This is a genomic window from Marinobacter sp. E2 (assembly GCF_055755345.1).
Window position 1 is genome coordinate 2059828 of sequence record NZ_CM146911.1, and the last position, 15279, is coordinate 2075106.

16 protein-coding genes and 1 other RNA gene are annotated in these 15279 nt (G+C 59.8%); 3 read left to right on the top strand and 14 right to left on the bottom strand.

Annotation, left to right across the window (positions count from 1 at the left end; translation table 11 throughout):
* Positions 1 to 6: 6 nt before the first annotated feature.
* The 13 genes from AC0J1C_RS09400 to AC0J1C_RS09460 all read right to left on the bottom strand — a co-directional run bounded on the left by AC0J1C_RS09400 (position 7) and on the right by AC0J1C_RS09460 (position 11407).
* Positions 7 to 555 carry an AraC family transcriptional regulator gene (locus AC0J1C_RS09400; RefSeq protein WP_473043602.1) on the bottom strand — a complete coding sequence of 183 codons (549 nt, stop codon included), beginning with the start codon at positions 553 to 555 and terminating at the stop codon, positions 7 to 9.
* Between the two features lie 351 nt (positions 556 to 906).
* Positions 907 to 2085 (bottom strand): vWA domain-containing protein, encoded by a 1179-nt coding sequence (locus AC0J1C_RS09405; protein WP_473043603.1) that lies wholly within the window; start codon positions 2083 to 2085, stop codon positions 907 to 909.
* Positions 2086 to 2131: 46 nt separating this feature from the next.
* Complete coding sequence (locus tag AC0J1C_RS09410; protein WP_473043605.1) at positions 2132 to 2974, bottom strand: AAA family ATPase; 843 nt, start codon at positions 2972 to 2974, stop codon at positions 2132 to 2134.
* Between the two features lie 17 nt (positions 2975 to 2991).
* The gene (locus tag AC0J1C_RS09415) at positions 2992 to 5133 is read right to left on the bottom strand and encodes a VWA domain-containing protein (RefSeq protein ID WP_473043606.1); all 2142 of its coding nucleotides are present in this window, start codon (positions 5131 to 5133) and stop codon (positions 2992 to 2994) included.
* A 43-nt stretch (positions 5134 to 5176) separates the two neighbouring features.
* Positions 5177 to 5521, bottom strand: coding sequence for a hypothetical protein (locus AC0J1C_RS09420; RefSeq protein ID WP_473043607.1), 345 nt, complete (start codon positions 5519 to 5521; stop codon positions 5177 to 5179).
* Positions 5521 to 5967 (bottom strand): YcgN family cysteine cluster protein, encoded by a 447-nt coding sequence (locus AC0J1C_RS09425; protein ID WP_473043608.1) that lies wholly within the window; start codon positions 5965 to 5967, stop codon positions 5521 to 5523. The genes AC0J1C_RS09420 and AC0J1C_RS09425 overlap by 1 nt, the downstream gene beginning before the upstream one ends.
* Positions 5964 to 6257, bottom strand: coding sequence for a YcgL domain-containing protein (locus AC0J1C_RS09430; RefSeq protein ID WP_473043609.1), 294 nt, complete (start codon positions 6255 to 6257; stop codon positions 5964 to 5966). The genes AC0J1C_RS09425 and AC0J1C_RS09430 overlap by 4 nt, the downstream gene beginning before the upstream one ends.
* The gene (locus AC0J1C_RS09435; RefSeq protein WP_473043610.1) at positions 6254 to 7411 is read right to left on the bottom strand and encodes a ribonuclease D; all 1158 of its coding nucleotides are present in this window, start codon (positions 7409 to 7411) and stop codon (positions 6254 to 6256) included. Before AC0J1C_RS09435 ends, AC0J1C_RS09430 begins: the two co-directional genes overlap by 4 nt.
* Positions 7412 to 7480: 69 nt before the next feature.
* Positions 7481 to 8083, bottom strand: coding sequence for a recombination mediator RecR (gene recR / locus AC0J1C_RS09440; RefSeq protein WP_091985634.1), 603 nt, complete (start codon positions 8081 to 8083; stop codon positions 7481 to 7483).
* 30 nt (positions 8084 to 8113) lie between these two features.
* Positions 8114 to 8437, bottom strand: coding sequence for a YbaB/EbfC family nucleoid-associated protein (locus AC0J1C_RS09445; protein ID WP_091985637.1), 324 nt, complete (start codon positions 8435 to 8437; stop codon positions 8114 to 8116).
* Positions 8434 to 10371 (bottom strand): DNA polymerase III subunit gamma/tau, encoded by a 1938-nt coding sequence (dnaX, locus tag AC0J1C_RS09450; RefSeq protein WP_473043611.1) that lies wholly within the window; start codon positions 10369 to 10371, stop codon positions 8434 to 8436. The genes AC0J1C_RS09445 and dnaX overlap by 4 nt, the downstream gene beginning before the upstream one ends.
* Before the next feature lie 153 nt (positions 10372 to 10524).
* An RNA gene (ffs, locus tag AC0J1C_RS09455) (signal recognition particle sRNA small type) lies at positions 10525 to 10621 on the bottom strand.
* A gap of 93 nt (positions 10622 to 10714) precedes the next feature.
* A complete protein-coding gene (locus AC0J1C_RS09460) occupies positions 10715 to 11407 on the bottom strand; it encodes a 2OG-Fe(II) oxygenase (protein WP_473043612.1) in 693 nt (230 codons plus the stop codon).
* A 112-nt stretch (positions 11408 to 11519) separates the two neighbouring features.
* Here AC0J1C_RS09460 and AC0J1C_RS09465 point away from each other — a divergent pair, with 112 nt between their 5' ends.
* The 3 genes from AC0J1C_RS09465 to AC0J1C_RS09475 are packed head-to-tail and all read left to right on the top strand — an operon-like array spanning position 11520 to position 14202.
* Positions 11520 to 12443, top strand: a complete 924-nt coding sequence (locus AC0J1C_RS09465) for a D-hexose-6-phosphate mutarotase (protein ID WP_473043613.1) — start codon at positions 11520 to 11522, stop codon at positions 12441 to 12443.
* The gene (locus AC0J1C_RS09470) at positions 12440 to 13255 is read left to right on the top strand and encodes a lysophospholipid acyltransferase family protein (RefSeq protein WP_473043614.1); all 816 of its coding nucleotides are present in this window, start codon (positions 12440 to 12442) and stop codon (positions 13253 to 13255) included. Before AC0J1C_RS09465 ends, AC0J1C_RS09470 begins: the two co-directional genes overlap by 4 nt.
* Complete coding sequence (locus AC0J1C_RS09475) at positions 13255 to 14202, top strand: SDR family oxidoreductase (protein WP_473043616.1); 948 nt, start codon at positions 13255 to 13257, stop codon at positions 14200 to 14202. The genes AC0J1C_RS09470 and AC0J1C_RS09475 overlap by 1 nt, the downstream gene beginning before the upstream one ends.
* A 69-nt stretch (positions 14203 to 14271) precedes the next feature.
* On the opposite strand, the gene AC0J1C_RS09480 is transcribed toward AC0J1C_RS09475, so the two are convergent.
* Complete coding sequence (locus tag AC0J1C_RS09480; protein WP_473043618.1) at positions 14272 to 15003, bottom strand: PEP-CTERM sorting domain-containing protein; 732 nt, start codon at positions 15001 to 15003, stop codon at positions 14272 to 14274.
* Between the last annotated feature and the right edge of the window lie 276 nt (positions 15004 to 15279).

Genomic DNA, 15279 nt, shown 5'->3' on the forward strand with positions numbered 1-15279 from the left:
GCCGGCTTACTCCCACTCCCGGAATGCCACTCTGGGCTCATAGTCCGGGGCGCGGGCGTCGAGGCTCATCTGGAGCCTGAGCACACCCGGGCGCTTGCGAAAAAGATGACTTGCCTCTCGACGGACGAAATCCTCATCAGCAGAGCGGGCGGTAATCACCGTTCGCAGTTCGTGCTCGCCATTTTCCAGGTTGCCGATAAACAGCTGCTGAACACCACCCTGCTCCAGGGAGGCCCGTTCGCGGTCGGTGTAGTAATGGGCGGCTACCGGCTGGTCATTGACAAACAGCTCCACCGAATCGAGATTCAGGGCATTGCGGTTCTGAAGTGTCAGGAAAACTGCCAGTCGGGTATTGGGTGGGTGCAGCAGCTTCTGTTCAAGCGCCAACACCTCGGTGGCGTGCTCCGCTACCTGCGTGTTCAGCTCCGCGATCTGTTCATCGAGTGTCGGCGCAGCGCTGACCGGGACGGCGATGCCTGCGAGGATCACTGTGGCCAGCAAGGCTGAAATCCACCCGTGTATCCGGCGTTGTTGTGGTTGTTTTGAGCCGAACATAAGCCTCCTGCCTACTCCGTCGTGCCTTGTAACCGAAGCAATCTTCTGTAACAGATCGGCAGAAAGCGTAACACTTGGTAACCGCCAAGAACGGTATCCAGATCACCAAATTAAAAACGGAGGGTCTCGGAAGTGTCGAGTTCTTTGACAGGCGTGGCGGCTCGGGGGGTATCTTGCCTCTCGGATAAGACCAGAGAGAAGTATTTAAATAACTGTTTTATGGCACATTTGGGCATTTGGCCCTGTAATTGCTCTCAACATGATGGCGGGACTGCCATTGCGGCAACCCCGCTTGATATGCCGAGCTTTGCCGATGCCCTCAACCGCATCGGCTTTTTTTGGATCGCTGTTTTACTTGCTCAGCTGCTTCATGGCCGATTCGAGGCCCTCAACCGTCAGCGGGTACATATGGTCGTTGACCAGTTGCCTGGTCATGCCCAGCGATCCACCGTTGCCCCAATAGTTCTCCGGCAGCGGGTTCAGCCAGACGACTTTACGGAAGTGCTCGGTAATTCGCTGGAACCAGGTGGCACCGGCTTCCTCGTTCCAGTGCTCGATGGATCCGCCAGGGTGGGAAATCTCATAGGGTGCCATGGTGGCATCACCCACGAAGATCACTTTGTAGTCCGGCGTGTACTTGTGGAGGATGTCCCAGGTGCTGGTGGTCTCATTCATCCGGCGAATGTTGTTTTTCCAGACACTCTCGTAGATGAAATTGTGGAAGTAGAAATACTCCATATGCTTGAACTCGAGCCTGGCCGCCGAGAACAGCTCCTCACACACCCGAACGTGGGGGTCCATTGACCCGCCGACATCAAAGAAAATCAGTACCTTCACGGCATTATGCCGCTCCGGCACCATTTTCAGATCAAGGTAACCGGCGTTGCGGGCGGTAGAACGGATGGTGTCGTCCATATCCAGCTGGTCCGCGGCGCCCTGGCGGGCGAATTTCCGCAGCCGACGCAGCGCTACCTTGATGTTCCGGATACCCAGGGTGACGCTGTCGTCCAGATCCTTGAACTCGCGCTTTTCCCACACTTTGACCGCACGGCCATGGCGACCGTTCTTCTGGCCAATGCGGAAGCCTTCCGGATTGTAGCCATTGGCACCGAACGGCGATGTGCCTCCGGTGCCAATCCACTTGTTACCACCGGCGTGACGTTCCTGCTGCTCCTCCATGCGCTTCTTGAAGGTTTCGATCAGCTCCTCAAGACCCCCGAGGGAGTCAATCTTGGCCTTCTCCTCCTCGGTCAGGTGCTTCTCGAACTCCGCCCTGAGCCAGTCGTCCGGAATCAGGGCCTCAAGCAGATCGTCGAGGTTCTCGATGCCCTCGAAATAGGCCTGGAAGGCACGGTCGAACTTGTCGAAGTGGCGCTCGTCCTTCACCAGGCACAGCCGGGAGAGGTAATAGAACTCTTCCATGTCGGCAAAGGCCAGGCGCTTCTGCAGCGCCTCCAGCAGATCCAGGAACTCCCGCAAACTGGCCGGGACCCGCGCGCGCCTTACCTCGAGAAAAAAATCAATCAACATAAACGATGACTCTTGCCAGGACGTTTGCCAGGACTCTTGCCCGGGATCAGCTGCGGCGACGTGCCATGAAGGCAAGCTTCTGCAGCAGGTGTACATCCTGCTCGTTCTTCACCAGGGCGCCATACAACGGCGGCAAAGCCGAGCTGGTGTCCTTCTCCTGCAACATTTTTGCGGACAGTTCGTCGGCCATCAACAGCTTGAGCCAGTCGATCAGCTCGGAGGTTGATGGCTTTTTCTTCAGCCCGGGCACCTTGCGCACATCAAAGAAAACTTCCAGGGCATCGCGCACGATGGCCTGCTGAAGGCCCGGGAAGTGCACGTCCACGATGTTCTTCATGGTGTCGTGGTCCGGGAAGCTGATGTAATGGAAGAAACAGCGACGAAGGAAGGCGTCGGGCAGCTCTTTCTCGTTGTTGCTGGTGATCACCACGATCGGCCGATGCTTGGCCTTTACGAACTGCTGGGTTTCATAGACATAGAACTCCATCCGGTCCAGCTCCAGCAGCAGGTCGTTGGGGAACTCGATATCAGCCTTGTCGATCTCGTCGATCAGCAGCACCACCTGCTCATCCGCCTCGAACGCCTCCCACAGCTTGCCCTTGACGATGTAATTGCGGATGTCCTTGACCTTCTCATCGCCCAGCTGGGAGTCCCGCAGGCGCGAGACCGCGTCGTACTCATACAGGCCCTGCTGGGCCTTGGTGGTGGACTTGATGTGCCAGGGAATCAGCTTCATGCCGAGCCCCGCCGCCATTTCCTCGGCCAGCAGGGTTTTCCCGGTGCCCGGCTCGCCTTTAATCAGTAACGGGCGCTGGAGCCCGATGGCGGCGTTGACGGCCATTTGCAGGTCATCGGTGGCTACGTATTTCTCGGTACCGGTAAACTTCATGGTCTGGTTCCTGTTGGTTACTTTTTCGAGTCTTTCTGTTTGCGTTTATCGTCGGTGTCGTCATCCGGCAGTCCGGACTCCTCCTGATCGTAATCCGGCAGATCGTCGAACTCCGAGAGATCGAAATCCTCCAGGCCGAATTCCTCGTCGTCATCGTCGTCCCCGGCCGGTTCCTCATCCACCGGCGTATCGGCTACAGGAATTTCCACATCGTCGTCGACCAGGTCACCGGCCTCAGCCGGCCATTCCTCTTCCACCTTTGGCGGTTCGGATTCATCAGTCTCCGCTTCGAGATTGGCGAACTCTTCCTCAGCCGGAGGTTCTGTGACTTCGGGAATGTCTTCGGGTTCGAGCTCTGGCTCTGATTCCAGTTCAGGCTCGGGCTCGGGCTCAGGTTCCGGTTCGGCAACCGCCTCAGCCGTTGATTCAGCCTCTGGCTCTTCATCGAGGTCCGCGAGGGTTTCCCGCTCAGCGGCCGCCTGGGCCTGCGCCTCCTGACGCTTACGACGCTGGCGCAAAGCAAACCAGACAATACCCGCCAGCATGGCAACCGCACCGCCCGCTGCACCGTAGACCCAGACAGGAAGTCCGGACGTCGGCTCTGCCTCTTCCGGAGCAGCCTCGGAAGGTGTTCGCGCCTGCTCTTCCGGCGCTGCTGTTTCTGGCGCTTCTGGCGCCTCCTCTGAGGTCGCAGGAGCAGACTCGACCTGACTGACATCGATCGGAGACTCGATGGCCGGCTCAGCTACGGGTTCTGCCTCGGCCTGGGGCGCCGTCCCGGATGGCTCCGCCTCCGGTAAAGCGGTCCCCTCTTCGCTCTCCGGTTCGGCAAATGGCTCGCCCATGGCTTCGGTTGGCGCCGGCGCCTCAGCGCCCTCGGGCACGGTAAAGCCCACAGTGGCGCTGAACTTCCGGCTGAAGGTCTGGCCGTCCGCCACCACGTCAATGGTGTACAGCCCCGGGGCAGGCAAACGGCCAACGGTGTCTCGGTAGGTGCCATCTGCCGGCGGTTGTTCTCCGGAGAGAATCTTGGTGCCGCTGCGGCCATCTTCAGAGGTGATACTCAGGCTGACCTCGAGTACCCCCAGAAAATCCGGATTGGTGATTTTTTCCTGTTCCTCGAAGAACGCGACGCGGATGTCCAGTGGCGCTTCCGCCGAAAAAGTCGCGGGCATCGGGCTCACCACCATACGCAGGTCGCTGACCACGGTAACCCGGCTGCCCTCACCGAGCTCTCCCTGGATACCCCATTTCCCTGCCTGGGGGCCGGTTACAGTAATGAGGTCGTAGCCCGCTTCCCTGGCCCATCGCACGTTGTCGGGCACGTCATTGAGACTGAGTGCCTGGCCATCGGGGCGAACCAGTGTGAGTTCACGGGTAGCTGCGGTCTCGGACTCCCCCCAGAAGATCAGCGCTGTGAACTCCTGAACCCCGGAATCTACCGTAAATCCGTCGCCTTCGATGGGGATCTGCTCCTGGGGCACGGCGGTATTCAGCGCCTCCAGGAAGGCCAGATTGAGCGCATCGGCGGTCTGGGCCACCTGGAAGCGGCCGCCAGAGCGTGTTGCCAGAGCTTTCAGAAAATCGGTATCCGCCGCCTCGGACAGAGCCACCGGATGGAAGGTTGCACCCCTGTCGATCAGGCGTGCGGCAATGGAATCGAGAATGCGCTGTTCTTCGGCGGCATTGGCTTCCGGCTTGTCCGATATATCAACCTTGCCGTCGGTGAGCAGAATGAAGTGGGTCCGGCTCAGGTCGCCGTCGGTGACATAGTCGTCGCTGGCCGTCTGGATGGCGGCACCGAGGTTGGTCCGAAGCGCGACGGAGTTGATCTGGGCCGAGCGCTGAATGGCCATGTCCCGCCAGGCATCGGTCACTTCCTGGTGCGGAACCAACATGTTGACGTACTGGCCAAAGGTCCACACGCCCGCGGTCGAACCCTCCGGCAGCAGCCTGGCCAGCAGGCGAACCGCCGGCTGTCTGAGGTTTTCCGGGTCCGTTTCCTTCATGGAGCCGGAAATATCAACGATGATCCGCACATCCGACTGTTCGGGAAGCTGAACATCGTCGCTGGTTTGCTGTGCCTCAAGCGGTCCGGACACACCGATAACCAGCATGAGCGCGAGAAGGTGTACAAAACCGGCTGATTTTATGCTCAAACCATTCGTCCCTTTATCGGTTGCGTTCTTTTTCTTATCGGGTTTACCGTCGAACCAGGCGATAGCGCACCAGGTCGAGCAACCACACCAGCAACATTACCAGACCGGCAAGCCCGAGGTTGAACGCCGCCCGTCCGGCCGCATCAACGTTGCCAAGAATCATCTCGTAACCGCCAAACAGCCAGGCAGGAATCCACCAGCCCGCCACCTCCGGTGATTCAACCGGCGTCAGCAGCAGGGCCACCAGCGCGGCGAGAAACAGGGTCCGCAGGCCGTAGAGTGGGAGGAAGCGCACAAAGCGCTTGACCATGTAAAAAAACACCACGAACGCGAGGGCGTAGGCGGCCCAGAAAATGCCATAGGCCAGTTGTGCATCGGTATCGATCATTACAGAATCCAGTGAATGATGTGTTCTTCCCAGTCTTGTTCCGGCACACGGTCCTCAGACAGAACCCTGTGGCGAACAGACACGCCCGCCTCGTGCACCGATTCCGGATCGCCGCTGCGCAGCGGGTGCCAGTCCGCCAGTGGCCGGTTCTCGGCCAGCGTGCGATAGGCACAGGTGTACGGTAGCCAATGGTAGTCGTTGACGGTCTCCGGTGTCAGCACCGTACAACCGGGCACTTTCTCGAGGCGCTGTTCGTAAACCGTGCATTGGCAGGTTTCGTCGTCCATGTACCGGCACACCAGATCGGTGTGGTACACCTCGCCGGTGTCCTCATCCTCGAGCTTGTTCAGGCAGCATTTGCCGCAACCGTCACAGAGCGATTCCCACTCCCGTGGGGTCATCTCGTGCAGACGCTTGCGCTGCCAGAACGGAACCTGGGCTATCACGGGCTGTGCCGCTCCAGCTTGCGCTTGAAGTCCACCACGTAGCTTTCCTGCTCTTCCGGCATCTGCAGGTAAAAGTCCTTCTCGGCAATCGCCTCAAGCACCTGCTTGCCGGTGGTCCTGGCCAGCTTTTTGTCGGGTGTCAGCAACAGGTCCATGGAATGAACCGGTTGGCCGAAAATGGTCCGCAGCCCTTCGGGCAGGTCTTCCCACTTCTGGTCGCGTCGAACGAACACAAAGGTATCGTTCTTCTTGCTGCTGCGGAATACGGAGACAAACGCCCGGTCTTTCATGATGTCAGTAATTCCTCGATCTCGGTGCGCACGGGCGCCAGGATACGGGCCCGCCAGCCCTGGAAAAAATCGTGTCGGGCCAGGTCCGGATCCTGGACCACTTTCTCGAGGCGCTTGCGCGGAGCCAACAATTCCATTGGAATATCAGCATCTTCTGACGCTTTCTTGAAAAGGCGCTTCAACTGTTTGTAGAAGCCCTGCTGATCCCTCGAGAGCGGCGGCGCGATGCGCTCAAGGCCCGAATTATCCGCAGTAGAACCCCGACTCACAAGTTCCACCAGGGTCTCACCATAACGGCGCACGGCGCCCCCCGGCACACCCTGGATGCTGGAAAGCTCCCTAACCGACCGGGGCAGCCTTTCGGCAATCGCAATCAGAAGGGCATCCGCCAGCACGCGATTCCGCGGCCGGTCCCGTTTCTGGCATTCCAGCTCGCGCCATTTCACCAGTTCTTTCAGCACACCTTGCTGTTGGGGCGACAGGGTCCAGCCGCCCCGCAGCTTGAGGTAGTGATTGTCGGGGTCTTCCTGGCTGGCCAGCTCATTGGCGAAGCGCATGGATTCCTCCGGCAATGCCTCCTCCAGACCGCGCTTTTCCAGATGGCCCATGACCCAGTGATACATGGGTTCCAGAAAACGGATGTCATCGATGGCGTAGCGTTGCTGGGCCTCACTCAGGGGGCGCGCCAGCCAGTCTGAACGGGTTGCCGATTTGTCGAGTGTTTCCCCGAACAGGGTTGCCACCAATTTGGCGTAGCCCAGGGAGAAGCCGGCGCCCGCCATGGCGGCCCCGATCTGAAGATCAATCACCCCTGCCGGTTCCAGCTTGAGCCATTGCCGGAACAGCTCCAGGTCTTCACTCATGGCGTAGAGCAGTTTCGGAGTGGCAGGATCGGCGAGCAGTTCACGAAAACGTGGCGATTGCTCCGCAACCGACGGATCCACGAGACAGAACTCTTCACCGATCCCCAACTGGACCAGTCCGGGTATGGGATAGAAGGTGTTCACCCGCTCGAATTCGGTGTCGAGGGCAAGCAGCCTGCCCTGCGCGGGCTCCAGCCAACGATCAAGCTCTTGCGGCTCGTGTATCCAGGGAATCTCGGCGGGTGCCGGTGGAACGCTGGCCGCCAAGGCGGCCTGAACCGGGCTATTCATTAAAGCTATCCATTAGAGCTATCCATCAAAGCCTTCCATAACAGCGGTCATAAAGGTGCCTGGACTGAATCAGTCAGAGAGTGGTTTGCGGCCCCGGAAGGCGTGCGTGAGCGTAAAGCCGTCAACGTAGCCCAGCTCGCCTCCCACGGGAATGCCATGGGCAAGCCGGGTTATGAGGATGCCCTGGCCGTCGAGTCGGTCGGCAATGTAGTGGGCGGTTGCCTCGCCTTCAACCGTGGGATTGGTTGCCAGAATCAGTTCGGTAACGCCTTCCTCGCGGATCCGCTTGAGCAGGCGCTCAATGCCGATCTGCTCGGGGCCAACGCCATCAATCGGAGACAGGTGACCCATCAACACGAAATATCCGCCGCGATAATCGCCCGCCTGTTCGATGGCGAGGAGATCGGAGGGGCTTTCAACCACGCACAGGGTGCCGGTGCGGCGCTGGGGGTTTTCGCAGATCCCGCAGAGTTCTGTGTCCGAGAAGTTCTGGCAACACTCACAGCGGCGAACGCCGGTCATGGCCTGGCTCAGGGCCTCAGAGAGCCGTGTACCACCGGAGCGTCCGCGTTCAAGCAGGTGGAAGGCCATGCGCTGGGCGGTTTTCTGCCCAACGCCAGGAAGGCAACGAAGGGAATCTACAAGCTCATCAACCAGGGGGCTGAACGCCATGAAATGTCCTCAAACTGCGGGCAACGAATCTCAGAACGGCATCTTGAAACCGGGCGGCATACCCATCCCGGACATCATGCCAGACATCTTTTCCTTCTGGTTCTCTTCCACACGGCGCACCGCGTCGTTCACGGCGGCAGCCAGCAGGTCTTCGAGAATCTCCTTTTCCTCAGTCAGCAGGGACGGATCAATATCCACCTTGCGGACATCGTGGCGACCGTTCATGGTCACCTTCACCAGGCCTGCGCCCGCCTCGCCGGTTACCTCGGCCTTGGCGATCTCTTCCTGGGCTTTCTGCATCTCTTCCTGCATCTTCTGGGCTTTTTTCATCAGGTCGCCCATATTGTTCATCATGCCTTGTCTCCTGCTTGCTTCTGGCCAGGGTCGGCCGGCCGGATACTGTCTTCGACTACCCGCGCCTCGAATCGTTCAACGATAGACTGTACGACGGGATCCCGTCGAATGGACGCCTCCGCCGCTTGCTGTCGCTCCTGGCGCCGACGCTCCTCGTAGGCGGCGGGCGTGTCCGGGCCCGGGTCGCCCTGCTCTACCCGTAACTGAATGGAGTCGCCGAAGCGGTTTCTCAAGGCCGCCAGGATCTTCTCCTCGTGGCGACTGTTCAGCAGGCGGGCATGGCCCTCATCTATGGTGAGAACAATGGTCTCACCTTCCCGGCTCATGGCGCTGTAACTCGCCAGATTACCGGGCATACCGACAATACCGAGACTGCGGAAATCCCGATGCCAGACAAACTCCCCGTTGTCCGGCTCGCCGGATTCGGCCGAAGCGGGCGCCTCTTGCGGAACCGCCTCTCGCGCCGGTTCCGGCACGGGCGGTGAGACCGGCTCCTGCTCCGCTACCGGTTCTTGCGTCGCAGCCGATTCGGGTTCCGGCGCGAACTCCGGCTCCGGTGCTGACGGCTGAACGGGCGCTTCACCCGTACCTGTCAACGCCTCTTCGTAGGGATCGGCTGCGGACTCGGCCTGGGCGTCCAGGCTGGCAAGCCACGCATCATCCTCGGCAGAAACCTGAGCCTGCGGCTCCGGAACTTCGGGTTCAGGCTTGGGCTCCTCCGGTTTCACCGCTTCCGGCTCCGCGGCCGGGGTTTGTGGCTGTGGCGCTGGCGCCGGGTCGGGCTCGTCCCTGGGTTCTGGCGCCGCTGCCTTGTCACCAGAACCCAACGCCGGAGGCTCCCGGCGGTCAGCGCCGGGCCGGAATGCCAGCATCCGGAGCAGGGTCATTTCAAAGCCCATCCGGGCGTCCGGGGTAATCGACAGGTCTTTCCGGCCAATCAGCGCGGACTGGTAGAACAGCTGAGCGTCTTCGGCGCTGAGTTTCCGGGCCAGGGCCTGTACCTGCTCGGCGTCCCCGAGGGCATTATCGGCGCTGCCCGGTACCACCTGCTCCATGGTCACTCGATGGAACAGCGACAGCAGATCCGCCAGGATCACGCTGTAATCCGGGGCAAAATCCGAGATACGGTTGATCTCCGCCAGCAGGGCCGGCCCGTCGCCTTCCACAAGGGCCTCAACCATGCGCTCGATGTCGCGCTGATCAATGGTACCCAGCATATTACTGACATCGCTGGCCGCCAGCTTCTGGTTGCCAAAGGCAATGGCCTGGTCGGTGAGACTCAGGGCATCGCGCATACTGCCATCGGCGGCGCGGGCAAGCAGCCACAGGGCGGGCTCTTCAAAGGGAATGTTCTCGGCGGTCAGCACATTGCGGAGGTGGCCGCCGATGTGCTCCGGGGTCATCCGCTTGAGGTTGAACTGCAGGCACCGGGACAGCACGGTTACCGGCAGTTTCTGGGGGTCGGTGGTGGCCAGCAGGAACTTGACGTGATCCGGCGGCTCCTCGAGGGTCTTCAGGAAGGCGTTGAACGACTGATTGGTGAGCATGTGCACCTCGTCGATCAGGTACACCTTGTATCGCCCACGGGTTGGCGCGTACTGCACGTTATCGGTGAGTTCGCGCATGTCGTCCACACCTGTTCGGGACGCGGCGTCGATTTCGATCAGATCAACAAATCGCCCTTCCTGGATTTCCTGGCAACTGGAACATTCACCGCACGGGTTGGGCGTTACTCCGGTTTCGCAGTTAAGGCAGCGGGCCAGCAGACGCCCGATCGTGGTCTTGCCCACCCCACGGGTGCCGGTAAACAGATAGGCGTGGTGCAAACGCTGGCTTTCCAGGGCGTGGATTAACGCTTGGAGCACGTGTTCCTGGCCCACCATGTCTTCAAACGTGCGTGGGCGCCATTTACGGGCAAGTACCTGGTAGCTCATGTTCCGCCAACCGCTCTGAAAAATGGCCTTAACCTTACCACGGACCAGTGCCCAATAAGAAGCAAAGCGCACCGCTCGCCGTGGTTGGCCCAGACGGTCAGTATCGAGAAAAATCAGGGATCTAGGAAAAGACGGGGAGAAAACTGGGGGTGACTCCATCAGCGACACCCCGGCACACAAATCCACCGCTGCGGCTGCTCCCTTCCGGGCCTGACCGGGTTCACGGTTTCATGTTGCGGAGGCACCAATGGAGCCACCATAACGGCGTTCCGGGACAATTCCCCGAAAGCGGCGCGCATATTAGCAAAAGGGTTTGCGGACTACAATGAGAAATCGGCCGGCTTCACAGGGGCAGCGGCACTTCATCCTGGCGGAACCAGCAGGCCAGGCTGTGGCGCGTGCGATTGGCGGGCAGCACCTCGTGGGGCACCTCCTCGCTCATGAACACCGCCATGCGGCCCATCTCGGGCACTACGGTTCCGCACACCTCGTGTTCGCTGTCGCGGTTGAACACCTGAAGAGCACCGCCGTCTTCAGGCTGCCAGCCGTCATTCAGGTACAGCACCAGGCTCACTACCCGGGAGGCACGCCCCTGGAAACTGTCCAGGTGACGCTTGTAGAAATCCCCCGGATGGTAGGTGGCGTAGTGGGTCTCGAATCGCTTCAGCCCCAGAAACAGGCGCTGGTTCAGTCCCGCACGAATGCACTCAACGAACTCGAACAGGGCAGCCTGGGGTGCGGTAATGCCCTGCAGCCAGGCAATCCGGTCCCGGCGCACGGAGCGGTCCCGCACCAGGTCATTACCCCGGCCGATGCCCGCTTTCTGCATGGCATCGGTTCGATCCAGGATTTGCACCTCCTGTTTGAGGGCCGCCAGCAGGTCGCTACCCAGCAGATCCCGCACATCCAGCGACATCCAGCCGTATTCGGTCAAACCCTCGGCAAGGTCGTCAAGCCAGCGCTCCGCACGCCCCTCGAGCCCTTCGGCCGGCGCGGTCAGCGATTCGTGAATGGGGGTGACAACCGACGTTTCCATGGACGGGCCTCGTTTAAATTTTGGCCATATTTTAGGCGCAAATGTCGCCGGGGCGGCAGTTTTAATTTACTCTCTAGGTAAGCGAATACACTTAATCAATCAGTAACTCACCATGTCAGAAAGCAGTAACAGGCCTCCGATTTCACTGTCTCCGGGGCAATGGTCTTTCACGCGCTGGAAAACCATCGGGCAACTGGAAGCCCTTGAGGTCCACCACCCTCTTTTTCAGGCCACGCTCTTCCTCCAGGGAGCGCATCTGGCGAGCTTCATTCCCCAGGACGAAGCCGACTGGCTCTGGATGAGCCCCACGGCGCGTTACGAGCCTGGCCGGGCCATACGCGGCGGCATCCCGATCTGCTGGCCCTGGTTTGGCGATCCGGCCAGAAATGCCCCGGAGGTACGAAAGCGCATCCACACCGACAGCGCCCACGGCTTTGCCCGTACCGCGCTGTGGAAACTGGAAGACGTTCGGGAAAGCGCCCACGAGGTGGAAATCAGCCTCTCGCTGGACGCCAACGAGGACTTTGCAGACGCCTGGAGCGGACATGCCCTGGCGCTATTAACGTTCAGCTTTTCCATCCGTGGCTGCCAGCTGGCGCTGACCAGCACCAACCTGGCCAATGATCCGCTCGCGTTCAGCCAGGCATTGCACACGTACCTGCCCACCAGCGACATTGCCCGCACCCGGGTGTCGGGCCTGGGCGAGAGCCAGTACATCGATACCCTCGACAATTGGGAGTACAAGCGGCAGGAAGGCCCGGTGTACTTTGACGGCGAAACCGACCGCATATACGAGAGCGGAGAGCCGCTGAACGTGGTAACGCCCCGCGGCAGCCGCAAACTCTCGCCTGTGGGCAGCGACTCCACCGTGGTGTGGAATCCGGGGCCGGAAAAGGCCGCGCGGCTTGCCGATTTCCCCGACTCGGCCTGGAAGACCATGCTCTGCGTCGAAACCGCCAATGCCGGTGGCGACTACAGAGTGCTCAATAAAGGACAAAGCCACACCCTCGGTGTGTTCATCGGAAGGAAAGCATGAGCCTGGTATCGATTCTGAAGTCCCGTCTGGTTCCGGCGGCGCTGGACGAGCACGTCAACCGCATCCGCAAGCCCATTGGCACGCTGGGCTATGACCCCTGGGGCTACAACAACGAGGCCATCAAGTACGGCCTGTCGATCACCAAACAGATCTACGAGAAATACTTCCGGGTACAGGCCCACGGCGTCGAGAACATTCCCGCCGAAGGCCCGGTACTGATCATTGCCAACCACAGCGGGCAGCTTCCCATTGATGGCCTGCTGATCGGCTACGCTCTGGCCTCGCGGCAGGAGAATCCCCGGATCCCAAGGGCCATGATTGAACGCTTTTTCCCGACCGTGCCCTGGCTGGGTAACCTGCTGAACGAAGTGGGCGCGGTGCTTGGCGATCCGGTAAATTGCGCCAAGATGCTGGCCAACGATGAAGCGGTCATCGTCTTCCCCGAGGGTGTGCGTGGCTCCGGCAAGCTCTACCAGGATCGCTACAAGCTCAAGCGCTTCGGCAACGGCTTCATGCACCTGGCCATGAAATACAACGCTCCAATCGTTCCGGTGGGCGTTGTTGGCTGCGAGGAGACCATTCCCGCCATCGCCAACATCAAGCCACTGGCCAAGGCGCTGGGCATTCCCTACGCGCCCGTCGCCCTGCCCGTAGTACTGCCGGCCAAGGTACACCTGAACTTCGGCCAGCCGATGTATTTTGACGACCTCGAAATACCGGAAGAGAAAGTCACCGAGCGGGTGGAAAAGGTAAAATCGGAGATCAGCCGACTGATCGACAAAGGACTGAGCGAGAGGAAAAGGCTTTTCTGATGACCCAGCAACGCAGACCCCGCATCCTGATTACCGGCGCCGCTGGCGCCCTCGCCCAGCAAGTCATCGAGCAGTTACGAGACACCTGCGACCTGGTGGCCGTGGACTTCCGCGAACAGGTGTACCTGGGCGACGACATTCCCAGCTACTGCATCGACTTCAACAAGCGGGTGTTCGAGGACCTGTTCCGCCGCTATCAGTTCGACGGCGTGATTCACCTGGGCCGCATCATGTCCAGCCAGCTCACCCGAATGCGCCGTTACAACGCCAATGTGCTGGGCACCCAGAAGCTCCTGGACCTGAGCCACAAGTACGGCATCAAGCGCGTAGTGGTGCTTTCCACCTTCCACGTCTACGGTGCCGTGGCCTACAATCCTGCGCTCATAGACGAATCCGCGCCCCTGAAGAGCGCCGGCCTGAGCGCCGACCTGATTGATTCGGTGGAACTGGAAAACCTCGCCAACATCTACCTGTGGCGCTATCCGGAACTGAACATCACCATCCTGCGGCCCTGCAATATCGTGGGCCCCGGCGTGCGTAACACCATCAGCACCCTGTTGGGCAGCGAGCGGGCGCCGGTACTGGCCGGCTTCTCTCCGATGATGCAGTTCATTCATATTGATGACATGGCGGACGCCATTGTGCTGGCGTATAAAAAACCGACACGTGGCGTGTACAACGTCGCCCCGCAGGACTGGGTAGCCTACCAGCACGCGCTGAAACTCTGCGGCTGTAAACGTTTCCCGATTCTCTCGGTTCCGCCGGTGGTGCCCAAGCTGATCCTGAACACGCTGAAACTGAAAAGTTTTCCGTCGTACCTGATGGCGTTTTTCAAATACCCGGTGGTGATCGACGGGCGGGCGTTCGCGCGGGAATTTGGCTTTGAGCCAAAGCGGCCGTTGAAAGAGATTTTCCGGTTTTATCGGGAGAATAAGCGGCCGGTCTAGGTCAGTTACAAAGAGCCCCGAGACTTGCGTCTCAGGGCTCGCGATCCTGCATAGACAGGAAACCGCCTTTCAGTCTCTGCTACGCCGGGAGGCCTTGCGCAGGATAAGGCCCACGATACCGAGGGCCAACAGTGCCAGCGTGCCGGGCTCCGGCACCAGTACCGGCGGCTTTGGCGAAAACACCAGAAGGTCCTGCGAGAGTTTCCTCTGCTGGCCGTCAGTGTCTGATGAGAGGACATACAGGCTGTAAGCGTTCTGGAGGGAGTCCAGGGAGCCCAGCCAGCCGTTGGCGAGCCCTCGCGCCGAATCAAACCAGGAAGATCTGAACGTTCCGTCGTTGTAGAGGTTCAGGGAAGCCGAATCCTCGTTAATGATCTCCCAGAGTGCAAGCTGGAACGCCGCCGACGATGTAGCGTCTGTTACTGCTGATTCGTATCCGGTGTAAAGCCTGCTGATGCGATCAACCTTGCCAGCATCCCCGAAGTAATCACCGGCACCCAGGAGGGTGTAGGAAACAATGTTCTGGGTATCGAGATAGGTGTCGATGTCAACGCAAAAGGCTTCAAGCACATCGTTCGAGCTAATCGAAAACGAACTGGAGCCGGAGACATTGCTCACATCGAACTGAAACATGCCGGCCCGGACGGACATGCTGGCCCCGTCGTCAGTAATGGTTCCAGATTGGTAATCCTTGCTGAACCCTTCATAATCCAGGTCCATGGTGAGAGGAACCGCCTGGGCAAACGTGGCCGCCCCCGCTAACATCAGCCCTGCACCCAGCGACCGCCATGCCTTTTTCATATCCATAACACCTACTTCCCTGACTGCTTCCTACAACAACGAATCCAGAGATTCGCAACGTGTGGCCAGAAAAGCAGGGTTGGGGCCAGAACATGAAAAGTGTCGGCATGTTAGACACTTAAATATTACCGACCGACCTGCAGCTGAATAGATTCAATAAATGTGTAAAACATACCGACATGCCTGGCCAAAAGTGTTAAGTTTTCGATACAGTCAGGAGACTTGATCGATTTTAACAATCCTCCCAAACTAGGCTGGGACGGATATTCAGGATTC